Origin of the sequence: Providencia sp. PROV174, assembly GCF_028480685.1 — a bacterium.
Taxonomy (GTDB): domain Bacteria; phylum Pseudomonadota; class Gammaproteobacteria; order Enterobacterales; family Enterobacteriaceae; genus Providencia; species Providencia rettgeri.
Window position 1 is genome coordinate 59,846 of sequence record NZ_JAMPOT010000023.1, and the last position, 15,559, is coordinate 75,404.

Here is a 15,559-nt window from a genome sequence, read left to right on the forward strand (position 1 = left end):
ATTTTAAATTCAATTAATTAGGATAACGTTATGTTGAAGCACCTACCCTTTCGGCCACTCATTCTCTTCTCATTATTGATGATGTGTCTACCGGTGAGTGCTGCAAAATTAGCGATTGTGATTGACGATTTTGGATATCGCGTCAAGGAAGATAACCAAATTTTAGCCTTATCCCCAGCGGTGACTATTGCCATTTTGCCAAGCTCACCTCATGGCCGTGAAGTCGCAGAAAAAGCGCATCAGCAAGGACGCGATATTCTCATCCACATGCCAATGAAACCATTGAGCAAGCAACCATTAGAGAAAGACACATTAGCCCCATCGATGAGTGCAGAGGAAATTGACCGTATTATTAAGAATGCGATAAGCCGGGTTCCCTATGCAAAAGGCATGAATAACCATATGGGAAGTGAGATGACGTCTAACTTGGCAGGAATGCGCCATGTGATGCACAGCCTGTCAAAATCAAACTTATTTTTCCTCGATAGCGTGACTATTGGCAATACCCAAGCAGGTAATGCCGCCAAGGAATACGGCGTTCCCACGTTACGTCGCCATATTTTTATTGATAACCACCAATCGGAAGAAGAAACGCGCACTCAGTTGAATAAAGCCGTTGCTTATGCACGTAAACACGGCAGTGCGGTTGCCATTGGCCATCCACACCCCTCTACTGTTCGAGCCTTGCAAAAATACCTTGCCCAACTTCCTGCTGATGTTGAATTAGTTGCCGTTAGTGCCCTATTGAGCCCTCAATCTAAAACTAAACAGCCAACATCATTAAGAATGTTATCTGAAGAAGCGAAAAAGGCACAGCCTCAAGCCGAGCAATCGATACAAGATACAATAAAAACAGCACCAACCGAAGAAGCTGCCATTGGGCAACCTGAAACTGTTAGCCAACCCGAAAATATGATTATTCCACAAGAGCTCGGTATATGTGAGTTTACATTACCGTCATCTGAGCGACAGGGAATTGATTTTATTATGTTTGTTGTTGAGAGTATTTATAACGATAAGGCTTTACAACCTTTGTTAGTTTCGAGCGATAAAGCGCAAAAGCGCCCGCTCTTCAAACAACAGCAGTAAGTCTTTTTCGTTCTCCCTTCTTAGCGCAAAAGCTAAGAAGGGGAATGGATATGATAAAAATTTAATCCCAGTTTAAAATCACTTTACCTGCTTGGCCTGAACGCATGATATCAAAGCCTTTTTGGAATTCATCAATCGGGAATTGATGAGTGATAATTGGTGATAAATCCAAACCAGATTGAATGAGTGTCGCCATTTTGTACCATGTTTCGAACATTTCTCGACCGTAGATCCCTTTAATAAATAACCCTTTAAAGATCACTTGGCTCCAATCCGTTGCCATTGAGGCAGGCGGAATCCCTAATAGTGCGATTCTGCCACCGTGGTTCATGGTGTCTAGCATGGTCTGAAAAGCGGCTGGCGCACCAGAAACTTCTAATGCAACATCAAAACCTTCTTTCATTCCCAATTCGTTCATCACGTCTTTTAAATTTTCACGACTGACGTTCACTGCACGGGAAACCCCCATTTTTTTCGCGAGTTCAAGTCGATAATCATTCACATCCGTGATAACAACATGGCGTGCTCCCACATGTCGGCACACTGCGGCTGCCATGATACCAATAGGCCCTGCTCCTGAAACCAGCACATCTTCCCCCACTAAATCAAAAGAAAGTGCCGTATGAACTGCATTACCAAATGGGTCAAAAATTGCCGCTATTTCATCAGGAATGTTATCGGGAATTTTAAAAGCATTAAATGCGGGGATCACCAAATATTCAGCAAAACACCCTTCTCGGTTAACCCCTACTCCAATCGTATTGCGGCAAAGATGGGTACGCCCGCCGCGACAATTCCGACAATGGCCACAAGTAATATGCCCTTCCCCTGACACTCGGTCACCAATTTTAAAGCCTTTGACTTCCTGCCCAATTGCAACAATTTCCCCTATATACTCATGACCGACAACCATTGGGACAGGAATAGTTTTTTGTGACCATTCATCCCAGTTATAGATATGTACATCCGTACCACAAATTGCCGTTTTGCGAATTTTGATCATCACATCATTGTGCCCGAGTTCCGGTTTCGGAACATCCGTCATCCATATACCTGGTTCAGCTTTCAGTTTGGACAGTGCTTTCATAAAAGACCTTTTATTTGATTATTTTTAGTTTTCTACCAATGCGGGTGAATGCATCAACAGCGTGTAAAATATCCTCCTCACTATGCGCTGCAGACATTTGAGTGCGAATACGTGCCAGACCTTGCGGCACAACAGGATAGAAAAAGCCCGTGACATAAATACCTTCATCAAGTAACTCTTCTGCAAAAATTTGGGCGAGTTTAGCTTCGCCTAACATGACTGGGATGATGGCATGGTCTGCTCCAGCCAAGGTGAAACCGGCTGCTGTCATTTTTTCCCTAAATAACACAGCATTACGCCATAACTTCTCACGTAATGAGTGACCTTCTTTCATCATATCGATCACTTTGATAGATGCAGCTACAATCGCAGGAGCGAGTGAGTTCGAAAATAAATAAGGTCGAGAACGCTGACGCAGCCATTCAACGACCTCTTTTTTCGCTGCCGTATAACCACCAGATGCACCGCCAAGGGCTTTACCTAATGTCCCCGTGATAATATCAATACGCCCCATCACATCGCAGTACTCATGGCTACCACGGCCATTTTCCCCAACAAAACCAACAGCATGTGAATCATCCACCATCACCAATGCTTGGTATTCGTCGGCAAGGTCACAAATGGATTTTAAATCTGCGATGACACCATCCATCGAGAACACACCATCTGTGGCAATCAAAATATGGCGAGCCCCTGCCGTTTTGGCTTCCTCTAAACGTGCTTTTAATTCCACCATATTATTATTGCTGTAACGGTAACGTTTAGCCTTGCTTAACCTAACCCCATCAATAATTGACGCATGATTTAATGCATCTGAAATAATGGCATCTTCAGGTCCTAATAAGGTTTCAAACAGCCCACCATTTGCATCAAAACAGGATGAGTAAAGAATCGCATCTTCCATACCCAGAAAATCCGCCAATTTGCGCTCTAAAACTTTGTGGCTGTCTTGCGTTCCACAAATAAAGCGTACAGACGCCATCCCAAAACCATGGCTATCCATTCCTTGTTTAGCGGCCTTGATGAGTTCGGGGTGGTTTGCAAGACCAAGATAATTGTTAGCACAGAAATTAATAACTCGCTGGCCACCTGCAATTTCAATGTCAGCATCTTGTGAAGTCGTAATAATGCGTTCGTTTTTAAATAATCCGTCGGCTTCAATTTGTACCAATTGCTCTTGAATCTGCTGATAAAATCTTTCTGACATGATTTCTTCCTGTAAAGTGACTATTAATAGAGTTTAATAATAGTCTCTACACGTGGCGATATTCACAGCATAAATAAGTCAAGTTTGTAGCCAAGATCACGATATTTCCCTTGTTCTCATTTAAGTGTCAGCTCAATTCTCTTCTATCAATGCTACCGTCTGCGCCAAGAGATGTTATTATAGTCACCAATTACGATTCTATTTTCTTAACCCATTTGAGGTATACCCAATGATCATAGTCACTGGCGGAGCTGGTTTTATTGGTAGCAATATTATTAAAGCCCTAAATGCAATCGGCCGTACAGATATCCTAGTCGTTGATAATCTGAAAGACGGGACTAAATTCGCTAACCTTGTTGACCTTGATATTGCGGATTATGCAGATAAAGAAGATTTTATTGGCAGTATCATTGCGGGTGACGATTTCGGTGATGTCGATGCGGTATTCCATGAAGGTGCTTGCTCGTCAACCACGGAGTGGGATGGCAAGTATATGATGGACAATAACTATCAGTATTCGAAAGAGTTACTGCACTATTGTTTAGATCGCGAAATCCCATTCTTGTATGCTTCTTCCGCTGCAACCTATGGTGGTCGTAGCAATAACTTTATTGAAGAGCGCCAATTCGAAAAACCATTAAATGTCTATGGTTATTCGAAATTCCAATTTGACCAATATGTGCGTGAAATCCTGCCAGAAACTAACTCACAAGTCTGTGGTTTCCGCTATTTCAATGTCTATGGGCCAAATGAAGACCATAAAGGCAGTATGGCAAGCGTTGCTTATCATTTAAATAAACAAATTAATGAAGGGCAAAGTCCAAAACTGTTCGAGGGGAGCGATACTTTCCGCCGTGACTTTATTTATGTGGGTGATGTGGCCGCGGTAAACTTATGGTTCTGGGAAAATAATGTCTCAGGTATTTTTAACTGCGGAACAGGGCGTGCGGAATCTTTCCAAGCCGTTGCTGATGCAGTCACTGAATTCCACAAAGATAAAAATGTGGCTATCGAATATATTGAATTCCCTGAAAAATTAAAAGGTCGCTACCAAAGCTTCACACAAGCTGACCTCACTAAGCTACGTGCCGCCGGCTATACTGCCCCCTTTAAAACGGTTGCAGAAGGTGTCACCGAATATATGCATTTGCTCAATAAAGACGCATAACGCTTATTTCTGAAGAATCATTTATGAAAATATTGGTGATCGGCCCCTCATGGGTAGGGGATATGATGATGTCACAAAGCCTTTATCGTACGATCAAGGCCTTACATCCCCATGCACAGATTGATGTGATGGCACCACAATGGTGCCGTCCTTTACTCGCCAAAATGCCCGAGGTTAACGAAGCCATTCCTATGCCTCTCGGACATGGTGCTTTGGAAATTGGGGAACGTCGTCGATTAGGTAAGAGTTTGCGGGCAAATGGCTATGATCAAGCTATTGTGTTACCAAATTCCTTAAAGTCTGCATTTGTGCCTTTCTTTGCAAAAATCCCTAAAAGAACGGGGTGGCGTGGAGAAATGCGCTATGGCCTACTCAATGATATTCGTCCACTAAATAAAGAAGCTTTTCCTTTAATGGTGCAGAGATATGTTGCTCTTGCTTATGATAAGCAAACTATTAAATCAGCTTCCGATATTCCGACGCCCATTTTACCGCCTAAACTAGTGACGGTGCCGCAAGAAGTTACTGAAACCCTGCAAACTTTTGGGGTTGATGGTTCTCGCCCTATTATTGGTTTTTGCCCAGGCGCAGAGTTCGGCCCCGCCAAACGTTGGCCTCACTATCACTACGCCTCTCTTGCTCAAACACTGATTAGCCAAAAAGGCTATCAAGTACTACTATTTGGTTCACAAAAAGACCACGAGGCAGGTGAAGCCATCCGTTTAGAGCTGACCGATGATGCGAAATTACATTGCCATAATTTTTCAGGAAAAACATCTTTAGAACAAGCCGTTAATCTAATTGATGCCTGTACTGCAGTTGTCAGTAATGACTCTGGTTTGATGCATGTCGCGGCAGCGCTAGGTAAACCGCTTGTCGCCCTGTATGGCCCAAGTAGCCCTGATTTTACCCCGCCATTATCAGATAAAGCAGAAGTAATCCGCCTAATTACGGGGTATCACAAAGTGCGTAAAGGTGACGGTGAAAGTGGTTATCATCAAAGTTTGATTGATATCCAACCTCAATTAGTTATCAATGCGTTAGCTCGGTTAAATATAGGTATTGAATGATGCGAGTATTATTAGTCAAGACATCTTCAATGGGAGATGTTTTACACTCATTACCTGCACTGACCGATGCACAGCAAGCCATATCGGGTATTCAATTCGATTGGGTCGTTGAGGAAGGCTTCGCGCAAATTCCAACATGGCACAGTGCCATTAACCAAGTGATCCCAGTGGCCATTCGCCGCTGGCGAAAAAATTGGTTTTCTGCGCCGATCAGAGCCGAACGTGCTGAATTTCGCAAGAAATTACAAGCAACACATTATGACGCTGTCATTGATGCACAAGGGTTATTAAAGAGCGCTTTTCTTGTCACCCGCTTAGCGCATGGCGATAAACATGGCTATGACCGCCATAGTATTCGCGAACCATTAGCCAGCTTCTTTTATGACTATCGTTATGCTATCAGTAAACAACAACATGCCGTTGAACGTATTCGCCAGTTATTTGCCAAAAGTCTTGGTTACACCTGCCCAACACAACAAGGCGATTACGCGATTGCTCGACACTTTTTACAGTCAGCAGAAGAGCATCAAAGCCCTTATGTCATTTTTTTGCATTCAACTACCCGTGATGATAAACATTGGCCTGAAGAAAATTGGCGAGAACTCATTGGACTGATGGCCGAAAGTGGTATCAAAATTAAATTGCCCTGGGGAGCACCTCATGAGCAGCAACGAGCAGAACGATTAGCAAAAGGCTTTGATTTTGTTGAGGTCTTACCTAAACTCACGTTAGCTGAAGTTGCACAGCAAATTGCAAACGCTAAAGCGGTGGTTTCTGTCGATACTGGGCTTAGCCATTTAACAGCGGCACTTGATAAACCTAATTTTACCCTGTTTGGGCCTACTGACCCCGGCTTGATTGGGGGATATGGGCAAGGGCAGCATGAAATTAGGTCAGTTGATAATTCGATGGCAAGTATTGCTGCTGATAAGGTGTATCAGCAGCTCACTGGCTTACTTTGAAAGATCTATTGACGTAAAACCGAATAAATATTGTGACAATTCTAACTCTACCTGTCTGTACTCTTCAGTCATACCTGAAAATTGCAAACTATAGCTTTTGACTGCATTACTTGAGCTGAGAATACACTGAACTGTACTGGAAAACCCGTACAACTCAATTGAATACCCATCTTCAATTAAAGTCATAATTTCATCTTCGGCAGAAAGGTTTGTTGTTATGACTTTTATATCTCGCAATTCAGTTGTTGTATCTCTAGGATGAGGAATATACAAACCGATTCTTCTCTCTCGAATCAACCGATTAAGTTGTTCAACTAACTCTTGCTGTGCGGTATCACTAGTACAAATTTCACTATACACAGTTCCAAGTAATATACCGATAGTACCTTGTTCATTCCCTTTTTTAGAGGGTGTTGGGGCAAGCTCAATATACTCAGTATTATCAATAATATTTTGTAAGTTATTAAAAATCGTGTAGTGCTTTACAGACTCTTTTAGAACTCTATCCGTATGGTATTTTCGTCCCGATATTGAACGTGCTAACCGTTTAGATAAATTAATATTTTTAACCTTTTCTAATCGCTTAGATGAGCATAAATTGTATAAACCATCATCAAAAGTTACTAATTGTCTAAACTGTATAGAAGACAAGATATGATGCGCTAAGGGAAGTTCAACACAAGCAAGGTAGACCTGTTGAAAAGTTACGGATGGTAATAACTGAATAATATTTTTAGTGAGTCGGCTACGCCTTATCGTTTTAAACGGCTTTCTTACGTTGATTTGTTGGTCATTATATAAAATACATCTACATTTTGGCTCAATCAACGTGTTAAGGTAATGCACAACTTTCGGGCTTTCAGTATCACCGATGAACAAAACAACTGCGTTTATAGGGTCATCTATTTTTTCTAAAAGCTTATTAACAATTCTAATATGAAGAATTGTTGTACAAATAAATAAGTACATATCCTATTTTTCACTTTCTAACTTTTCCGTACATATTAGCATAGAAAGTAAAAAAGCCATTTCAAAATAAATGGCCTTTTCCTTCCTATATTCACTATGTTTCTTTGTATATTGTATAACTAGGGTTTTTCCGGCGCAATAAACCCAAAGCACATCGTTTCAGGGGCGGCATCAGGTTCAGAACGATAAATCACATCTTCTTTTTCTATCGTAAACTGTGGCCAGAATTTACGCACCTTGGCAAAGTTTTCATGAGCGCAATCATCGTATTTCTTGCCCAGCAATAATGCACCATGTTGACGAATTTCGGCTTCAGTAATATCCCGGTTGTACACATTTGGCGGCATATGTTTTTCCATCGACCAAGGTTGGACCACATGCGGCCTATCTTTCCCATAAATAATAAACCATTGATATTGGTTATCTTCCCCGCCAACATATTTAACCGGTGTGCCATAGCGCTGGTACCAACGTTGTTCCCCGTCTGCTATCAAGGTTTTTACGCCAATAAATTTTTGCCCTGCTCCACGGATATTCGCAGCCTGAACCGTGATATAACCAGCCACCACTAAAACACCAAAAATGGCAAAACCAACCAATGACTTCTTAAATGATTTTCTTGGCATCACGGTTATTGAACCAACAAATAAAGGTGCACTAATAGCCATAAATGGCTGTAACCATTCTGTGATTCGACCGCCATCGTGAAAAGAGAACCAGCCGTATATCACAACCAGAGGAAAAAGAAGGATAAAGTTAGCCATGCGGTTAGGCAACGCTTTAGGCCACCCTAATTTTCCACCACTGCAATAAACAATAATCGCAGCAATCACTAACGGATAAAACACGCTAAGTGCGGCTTGTGTGGTGTGAAGATTAAACCCAGGGTCGATTTGTGAATCTACCCATTTGAAAGCCGAAAAATCCGTTGCCATCAACCAAAAGAAATTTGGCAATACCAAAGCAAACCACAAAACTATCGCTAGGTAAAAAACAAGATGACGATAGCTTTGGCGAACTTGTTTTACAAATAGGGTCAATAAGAAAACAGACCCAACTAGCGCCAAGGTTGAGTATTTACCCATAGTTGCAAGACCCGCAAATAAGGCAAATGGTAACCACCATGCTGGGTTATCATCAACAGCACGTAAAAAGAAATAAATAACCCAAGGCCATAATGTCACTAAAATATAGTTATCATTATAAGGAATGATATCGAAATTAATGACACCAGATAAATTCAACATTAGCATTGCAAACCAAGCGAAATCACGACGCCCAGTCAAACGAAAAGCTAGCTTCCATACCCCAAGTAAGCCAAATGCAATACCCACAAAATGGCTAAAATACCAATAAAAGCTGTAGGAGATATCAAGATAAATTGCAGGCCACATCATCACGCCAACAAACCATGGGTTTTTAGGTGATCCCCACTCTCCATTCATTCCCCAGTTCACTGCTTCTACTGTGTCATAAGGTACGGTTGGGTCGAAATAAAAACTCGCTAAGATCCAAACAATGGCATAGCTTATGACCCATAAATAAACATATTTATTTGAAATTGATTGATTAGTGGCTGGCATATAGTCTTAGAAAGATAAGCAAAAGTTCCAACATTCCATTTGGATACTACCCTTATAGTAATAAACCAAATCGAATGACTCTATAATAAACGACGCAGTCTACTATAGTTTAAATGCAATACTAGGATGTGCCATAAAATATTCGCAATTCATTGCTGTAATGTTCAAGTTAATACTCAAAAAAAGACATTACTTAGCTTTATTGCTCTCTCGGAGGTAAATAGGGTTGCAACAGTTTTAATAATCGTTGAAGAGCACCTTGGTTCTCATGAAGAACCTCGGCGGCATGACGCCCATAATATAACCGGTAATCTTCATCAGAAAGTAAACTGGTCACGGCTTGGACCATTGATTCACTGTCTGTCACCGTAATTAAGCCATCTGCTTGAGTTAATTTTCCACAAATATCTTTGAAATTAAATGTGTGAGGCCCCATTAACACGGGTAGCGCATGAGCAGCCGCTTCGAGCGGGTTGTGCCCCCCAGTTTCGACCAAGCTTCCCCCGACAAAAGCAATGTCTGCAATTCCATATAACAGCATCAGTTCACCCATGGTATCACCAATCACCACTTGAACATCTGCGGACGGAATCGTATTCGCACTGCGACGAATAAAGGTTAAACCGGCTTTTTGAGTTAGTTCTTCTGCTTTGGCAAAGCGTTCTGGATGGCGAGGGACTAAAATTAACAATAAATCAGGAAAACGAGATAATAATTTTTGATGTGTTTCTAAGACAATCGCTTCTTCACCCTCGTGAGTACTGGTCGCTATCCAAACGGGGCGATGCGCCGCCCATTGGCGCCGTAAAGTTATTGCCCTAACAGCTAATTCAGGCGTCACAGAGATATCAAACTTCAGGCTCCCAGTGACACTCAATTGCATTCGCCGCAACCCTAATTGAACGAAACGTTCACCATCTTCCTGATGCTGTGCTGCGACCATAGTGACATTACGAAGCATTCGTTTCACAAAGCTACCCAGCTTTTGATACCCTGCAGCAGAACGCTCAGAAAGTCTTGCATTTGCAATAACCAATGGAATTTTACGTTTATGCAATTGGTTAATCATGTTTGGCCATAGCTCAGTTTCCATTATGATCACAAGTTTTGGGTCAACTTGTTTCAGGAAGCGGTGCATTGAGCCAGGAAGGTCATAGGGTAAATAAACGTGGTCGACGTCGTCACCAAATGCAGAAAGCACACGCTCTGAGCCTGTTGGCGTCATCGTGGTTACTGTTATTGGCAAAGACGGATAATGATGGCGAAGTGCGCGGACTAGTGGAACGGCTGCGAGGGTTTCCCCGACAGAAACTGAATGTAATAAAATGCCTTGAGGTTTTACTTTTCCCGCACAAAAGCCGTATCGCTCACCCCAGCGTTTACGATACGCAGGCGCTTTACGGCTGCGCAGCAATAGGCGAACCCATATAAATGGTTGGATAAGATAAAGAAGTACCTGATATAGACGCAGCAATAACATTCGATCTGATTCACTTACCAAAATTGGCGCTATCTTATCATAAAGCGCAAATAAAAGTGTGTAGAATATGCACCTAAAAATAGCAGTAAAATCTCATCTACAGTTGCAACCCTACTAGATAGCCGATACTGTTAACGCTTATTCATGCTATTTTTTCGAATAGATAATACAAACAACGAGATACTATCATCATGATACACAAGGCTATTTACCCTGGTACGTTCGACCCAGTAACATCAGGACATGTTGATATTGTTACCCGAGCAGCAGCAATGTTTGACCATGTCCTGTTGGCTATTGCTAATAGCCAACGAAAAAACCCGATGTTTTCCCTTGATGAACGCGTCGCTCTTGCTAAAGAAGTGACTTCTCACCTTGATAATGTTGAAGTTGTTGGGTTTTCTGAGCTTATGGCTAATTTTGCGCAAAAAAATGGCGCCAATATTCTTATTCGTGGCGTTCGTTCTGTCGCAGATTTTGAATATGAATGGCAACTGGCGAATATGAACCGCCATTTTGTGCCTGACTTGGAAACCGTATTTTTATTACCATCGCAAAGTTTATCCTTTGTTTCTTCTTCATTAATCAAGGATGTTGCACTTCACGATGGTGATATTTCGTCTTTCCTACCCCCAGTGGTTGCTGAGGCAATGCTAAAGAAACTCAATAAAAAATAGCAAGATTTCACTATTTTTGACATTGTGGACAAAAGAAGGTGCTACGTTGCCCCTGTTTAATGCTTTCTATTGGCGTGCCACACATTGAGCAAGGTTCACCCTTTTTTCCATAGACAAACAATTCTTGGGCAAAGTAGCCCGGTTTACCATCCGACTGTAAAAAATCTTTTAGTGTCGTACCACCTTGTTCAATAGAGCGCTGTAACACCTTTTTGATCTGCAACACTAGTTCAGTAATTTCAGTTAACGTTAAGGTATTTGTAATTTTTTCAGGTGATATTTTTGTCGCAAATAATGCTTCATTAGCATAAATATTACCCACACCAACAACCACTTTGTTATCCATTAACCATGGCTTAATGGCCACTTTTTTCTTTTGCGCTAATTCATAAAGATATTGCGGGTTAAAGGCGTCTGATAATGGCTCAGGCCCTAAGTGTGCAAGTACCGAACTGTTTTCTAAATCATCACACCAGAGCCAAGCGCCAAACCGGCGAGGATCCGTATAGCGCAAAACCTTACCGTCTCGCATGACTAAATCCACATGGTCATGCTTTTCTTCAGGCAATTCTTCGGTCAGAATACGCACACTACCAGACATTCCCAAGTGAACAATAATCCAACCTTTTTGCAATTCAATCAGCAAATATTTGGCTCGACGTTGGACACTTAAAACCGCTTCATCTGATAAACTTTTAATTTGTTCACTAACCGGCCAACGTAAACGACCGTTACGTACAATGGCGTAAGAGATTGTATTACCAACTAAATGTGGCTCTATTCCGCGACGACTGGTTTCAACTTCGGGTAGTTCTGGCATTATCTATTCCCAGCTATTTATGCTACTCATAATAAATTTATGTTACTAAACCACGGCTATGTTATAAATTCAAATATAATGCAGACTGGCTGATAACACATTTGTATCATCACCAATAGGAACAAATGATAAGATACGTATTTACATTTAAGCACCTTTCCATCAATATAATTGATATTTGACCATAGCACTAAGTTTAAAAACTGGTATGTTTTTTATGACAAATATTAAGTTATCTATCGTTGTACCCTGCTATAACTCAGAAAAATATATTGAGGCATGTTTGGCCTCTGTATTATCATTTATGGATAACAGCGTTGAATTAATAATTATTAATGATGGTTCAACGGATAGTAGCGAAAATATCATTCATAATATATTACATAAATATGATAATAAGAATATTCACTACATTAAAAGAGAAAATGGCGGGTTATCTAAAGCCAGAAATCACGGTATCTCTGTTGCTTCTGGTGAATATATTGCATTTTTAGATGCAGATGACTATTTTGATGACAATTTTTATCAAAATATATCCCCCATTATCTCACACTCTATTTATGATATTATTGAATTTGATACCGTAAAGTTCGAAGATAGCGAGCCATCTAAAACAAAAATCATTCCAACCACTCACTATTGTGGGGCAACAACAATAGACTGTATTCAAGACTTATACCCCGTTTTCAAAAATAAAAAATGGTTTGCTTGGTCTAGAATATATAAAAGTGATTTATTTAAACTCATTGGCATACACTATCCCGATAGAGTTCTCTATGAAGATATGGCAACAACCCCAAAGCTTTACCTAAAAAGCAAAAATATTTATAGCATTAACAAAACATTAATTCATTATCGTGTTAATGAAACTAGTATTACCCAAACGTTTAGGCGAAGTGATATTAATAGCCTCATTTATGTAATGGCAGAGCTTTCCTTTATTGCGCTTATTTATGGTGATGAAGTAACGAAAATGTTGAGCAAAACACTGTCCGAAACGTTACACTTACTGAAAAAATCTATATCCAGAAATACAGCAGCACCTCTTACTCATGAAGAGATATACCAAATAAAACAAGCAACGTGTATTTTCAAAAAATATTTAAAATTAAAAGATAGACTTCAATTAGCTTTTTTAAAACAATATTGTCAGTTTCGTACCAAAAATAGGTAATGTCGTGAAAAATAACAGTTATGCTGTGGCTCAACTCCCTTTTTTACTGCTTTCTCTAGTCATACTAGGGATGTTTACCAATGATACTCAAGGGGTATTGAATGTTTCCGCGGTCATATTGCTACTATATACTATCTATACCGCAGTAAAAGATAAAACCAACCCTTGGCATGATATACTCACTATCGTTAAAACTCGGAAAATGTTGTTTCTCTTTGGTGCCTGGGGGTTATTTTGTGCACTATTTTTCACATATACTGATTTTACATTGGCCGCATTAAAAGTTTTTTTTAATGACTGGCGTTACGTCGTTATTATTTCTTTATTCTTAGTCGTTTTCAAAAGCGAATTGCCAAAATCAAGTAAAACGATTACCTATGCTCTGATCTGTACCCTCGCTTTCACCTTATTTATTATCCCAATATTAAAGCAGTTTAAAGATAGTGATTTACCTTTATATCTACAACTTAGGTTTGGCTTTGCTCACTATATGACATTGTTATTTCCATTTACATTTAGTGCTTTGTTTCTTTTTAAACAAAAATCATTAAAAATCGTAATGTTATTACTCTCACTCTTAGCTTTTATTTTTCTATTATATACGGGCAGCCGAGGCGGAGTTCTTTCTGTAGTGATTGAGTCTATTATAATTTTATTCTTGTTATCAAAAAGTTATAAAAGACTCCTTATAAGCATGATTAGCTTTGGTACTTTAGCATCGATAATATTAACAGCAACATACTTAACAATTCCCCAAGTTAAAAATAAAATAAATCAATCGTTATACTCAGAAAACATTACTTCCAAACGCGATAAAATTATTGAAACTCGTTATCCCATTTTTATGAACTCAATCTCCAATCAACTCGTTGGTATTGGGTATGGTTCCGTCGCATACAATCAATTTTTGCTTGATAATAATGCACCAAAGAACCAAGGAGGCATGGGCTATTCACAGAAGAGAAAAACTTACCATTACAATAATGATGAGCCTTTTTTCTTAAATATCACTTACAATATCGGTTTTATAGGGTTAGCCTTATTCCTAATCGCATTTTTTATTAACATGAAAGATTTATTCAAAGATATTAGGATAGAAAAAAATATACTTAATGTAGGTATATTTGTATCATCTATTGGCTATTTTTTAGTTTACTGCTTGTTTGAATTTATTTTTATCGACATCTTCATCTTGTACAATATATTAACTGCTATTTTGATTAAAAAAGTATTATCTAGATAGTATGAAGCCTCGTATTCTGAACAATTACGAGGCTTTATCAATACTGTATTACAGATTATTTAATGATTTTTTTCACTAAATATTTTATTGTGGTAATTATAAACCCGATATAGTCGCCATTTTTTCTTAAATGTGATTTTTTACGAGATAATTGTTTATACCCTTCAGGTTTCATTAATGGTACATTTTTCCATGGAGAGTGAGTTCTAGCCACTTCAAAAAAGGCGTATTCTTGATAAAAATTAGCCCATTCATGAAATGGTTTAGTTAAACCAACAAAGTGAATAAAAACGACTTCATCTGGAATTTTGGTAATATGTCCTTTACTGGTAATATACCAATCAAGCGAGAACATGAAATTAAAGTTTTCACTAATATTAACAAGCTTATTATTTAATAAAATATTCAATGCATCTTGATCAGGATGTGTAAAGTCATTTTCACTTACCAATTCAATAACACGATTAGGAATATTATTTTCCGCCATTCGTTTAATTGACATAAACAGAAATCCGGAATTAAAATATTTATCCATATCCATTGGCAGTGTTTTTTTATCGCTAATAAATTTATCCTTTACTGCATACAAGAAAACATCATTATTAAATTCCAATTCTTTTAAATAAGATAAATTTCCTTTACAAATAATATCTGCATCTAAATAAAGAAGTTTGTCAATTTTTGTCGATAAAAACGAGATAATTACTAATCTAAAATAAATTGCATGACTCCAAGCTTGCGAAGGAAGTGGCAACTTTTTAAACTTTTCGTTATCTATTAAGTAAATAGTGATTTTATGTTGGCTATTTGCAACTAGTCCACGAAAAAGATTTTCATCTTTTAAATTATCGACAAAGATATGAAAATGGAAATGAGTATCCTGATTATTAATCATCACCGATGAAATCGACGTTCCTACTCCATAGAGAAATTTATCATCAACACCATACGCTATATGAAAATAGTTGTCTTCACTCACATCATTTTCATTAATCTTAATTTGAGTTCTGATCATTTCGTGGTTTATCAT

General features: G+C 39.2%; 14 protein-coding genes. 7 read left to right on the forward strand and 7 right to left on the reverse strand.

Features of this window, described 5'->3' with window-relative positions:
* Positions 1-30: 30 nt before the first annotated feature.
* Positions 31-1,089, forward strand: coding sequence for a divergent polysaccharide deacetylase family protein (locus PSE60_RS18110; RefSeq protein WP_419182218.1), 1,059 nt, complete (start codon positions 31-33; stop codon positions 1,087-1,089).
* A gap of 61 nt (positions 1,090-1,150) precedes the next feature.
* Here PSE60_RS18110 and tdh read toward each other — a convergent pair whose 3' ends face one another.
* Complete coding sequence (tdh, locus tag PSE60_RS18115) at positions 1,151-2,176, reverse strand: L-threonine 3-dehydrogenase (protein WP_117162983.1); 1,026 nt, start codon at positions 2,174-2,176, stop codon at positions 1,151-1,153.
* Positions 2,177-2,186: 10 nt separating this feature from the next.
* On the reverse strand, positions 2,187-3,383 hold the full coding sequence (locus tag PSE60_RS18120) for a glycine C-acetyltransferase (RefSeq protein ID WP_272666353.1): 1,197 nt from the start codon (positions 3,381-3,383) through the stop codon (positions 2,187-2,189).
* A gap of 229 nt (positions 3,384-3,612) precedes the next feature.
* Here PSE60_RS18120 and rfaD point away from each other — a divergent pair, with 229 nt between their 5' ends.
* From rfaD to rfaC, 3 genes are read left to right on the forward strand one after another with little or no spacing between them, the layout of a single operon-like run.
* Positions 3,613-4,551, forward strand: a complete 939-nt coding sequence (rfaD, locus tag PSE60_RS18125) for an ADP-glyceromanno-heptose 6-epimerase (RefSeq protein WP_272666354.1) — start codon at positions 3,613-3,615, stop codon at positions 4,549-4,551.
* 23 nt (positions 4,552-4,574) lie between these two features.
* Entirely contained in the window at positions 4,575-5,621 is a 1,047-nt protein-coding gene (gene rfaF, locus PSE60_RS18130) for an ADP-heptose--LPS heptosyltransferase RfaF (protein ID WP_272666355.1), read from the forward strand.
* Complete coding sequence (rfaC, locus tag PSE60_RS18135) at positions 5,621-6,583, forward strand: lipopolysaccharide heptosyltransferase RfaC (RefSeq protein ID WP_272666356.1); 963 nt, start codon at positions 5,621-5,623, stop codon at positions 6,581-6,583. The genes rfaF and rfaC overlap by 1 nt, the downstream gene beginning before the upstream one ends.
* Here the strand turns inward: rfaC and PSE60_RS18140 are convergent.
* The 3 genes from PSE60_RS18140 to waaA form a co-directional block, all read right to left on the reverse strand.
* On the reverse strand, positions 6,575-7,552 hold the full coding sequence (locus tag PSE60_RS18140; RefSeq protein WP_272666357.1) for a glycosyltransferase family 52: 978 nt from the start codon (positions 7,550-7,552) through the stop codon (positions 6,575-6,577). The genes rfaC and PSE60_RS18140 overlap by 9 nt on opposite strands.
* Positions 7,553-7,671: 119 nt before the next feature.
* The gene (locus PSE60_RS18145; RefSeq protein ID WP_272666358.1) at positions 7,672-9,135 is read right to left on the reverse strand and encodes a glycosyltransferase family 39 protein; all 1,464 of its coding nucleotides are present in this window, start codon (positions 9,133-9,135) and stop codon (positions 7,672-7,674) included.
* 199 nt (positions 9,136-9,334) lie between these two features.
* On the reverse strand, positions 9,335-10,615 hold the full coding sequence (waaA, locus tag PSE60_RS18150) for a lipid IV(A) 3-deoxy-D-manno-octulosonic acid transferase (protein WP_102140551.1): 1,281 nt from the start codon (positions 10,613-10,615) through the stop codon (positions 9,335-9,337).
* A 191-nt stretch (positions 10,616-10,806) separates the two neighbouring features.
* Here waaA and coaD point away from each other — a divergent pair, with 191 nt between their 5' ends.
* On the forward strand, positions 10,807-11,292 hold the full coding sequence (coaD, locus tag PSE60_RS18155) for a pantetheine-phosphate adenylyltransferase (protein WP_004906920.1): 486 nt from the start codon (positions 10,807-10,809) through the stop codon (positions 11,290-11,292).
* Positions 11,293-11,302: 10 nt separating this feature from the next.
* Here the strand turns inward: coaD and mutM are convergent, their stop codons facing one another.
* Positions 11,303-12,112 (reverse strand): bifunctional DNA-formamidopyrimidine glycosylase/DNA-(apurinic or apyrimidinic site) lyase, encoded by an 810-nt coding sequence (gene mutM, locus PSE60_RS18160; protein ID WP_102140552.1) that lies wholly within the window; start codon positions 12,110-12,112, stop codon positions 11,303-11,305.
* A gap of 217 nt (positions 12,113-12,329) precedes the next feature.
* Between mutM and PSE60_RS18165 the strand changes: the two genes are divergently transcribed.
* The gene (locus PSE60_RS18165) at positions 12,330-13,286 is read left to right on the forward strand and encodes a glycosyltransferase family 2 protein (RefSeq protein WP_272666359.1); all 957 of its coding nucleotides are present in this window, start codon (positions 12,330-12,332) and stop codon (positions 13,284-13,286) included.
* Positions 13,287-13,290: 4 nt separating this feature from the next.
* Positions 13,291-14,529 (forward strand): O-antigen ligase family protein, encoded by a 1,239-nt coding sequence (locus PSE60_RS18170; RefSeq protein ID WP_272666360.1) that lies wholly within the window; start codon positions 13,291-13,293, stop codon positions 14,527-14,529.
* Positions 14,530-14,584: 55 nt separating this feature from the next.
* Here PSE60_RS18170 and PSE60_RS18175 read toward each other — a convergent pair whose 3' ends face one another.
* The gene (locus PSE60_RS18175) at positions 14,585-15,559 is read right to left on the reverse strand and encodes a glycosyltransferase (RefSeq protein ID WP_272666361.1); all 975 of its coding nucleotides are present in this window, start codon (positions 15,557-15,559) and stop codon (positions 14,585-14,587) included.

Excerpts from the sequence above, each read along its gene's own strand:
- PSE60_RS18110 (WP_419182218.1), top strand. The coding sequence starts at position 31 with ATGTTGAAGCACCTACCCTTTCGGCCACTCATTCTCTTCTCATTATTG.
- tdh (WP_117162983.1), bottom strand. The coding sequence starts at position 2,176 with ATGAAAGCACTGTCCAAACTGAAAGCTGAACCAGGTATATGGATGACG.
- PSE60_RS18120 (WP_272666353.1), bottom strand. The coding sequence starts at position 3,383 with ATGTCAGAAAGATTTTATCAGCAGATTCAAGAGCAATTGGTACAAATT.
- rfaD (WP_272666354.1), top strand. The coding sequence starts at position 3,613 with ATGATCATAGTCACTGGCGGAGCTGGTTTTATTGGTAGCAATATTATT.
- rfaF (WP_272666355.1), top strand. The coding sequence starts at position 4,575 with ATGAAAATATTGGTGATCGGCCCCTCATGGGTAGGGGATATGATGATG.
- rfaC (WP_272666356.1), top strand. The coding sequence starts at position 5,621 with ATGCGAGTATTATTAGTCAAGACATCTTCAATGGGAGATGTTTTACAC.
- PSE60_RS18140 (WP_272666357.1), bottom strand. The coding sequence starts at position 7,552 with ATGTACTTATTTATTTGTACAACAATTCTTCATATTAGAATTGTTAAT.
- PSE60_RS18145 (WP_272666358.1), bottom strand. The coding sequence starts at position 9,135 with ATGCCAGCCACTAATCAATCAATTTCAAATAAATATGTTTATTTATGG.
- waaA (WP_102140551.1), bottom strand. The coding sequence starts at position 10,615 with ATGTTATTGCTGCGTCTATATCAGGTACTTCTTTATCTTATCCAACCA.
- coaD (WP_004906920.1), top strand. The coding sequence starts at position 10,807 with ATGATACACAAGGCTATTTACCCTGGTACGTTCGACCCAGTAACATCA.
- mutM (WP_102140552.1), bottom strand. The coding sequence starts at position 12,112 with ATGCCAGAACTACCCGAAGTTGAAACCAGTCGTCGCGGAATAGAGCCA.
- PSE60_RS18165 (WP_272666359.1), top strand. The coding sequence starts at position 12,330 with ATGACAAATATTAAGTTATCTATCGTTGTACCCTGCTATAACTCAGAA.
- PSE60_RS18175 (WP_272666361.1), bottom strand. The coding sequence starts at position 15,559 with ATGATAAACCACGAAATGATCAGAACTCAAATTAAGATTAATGAAAAT.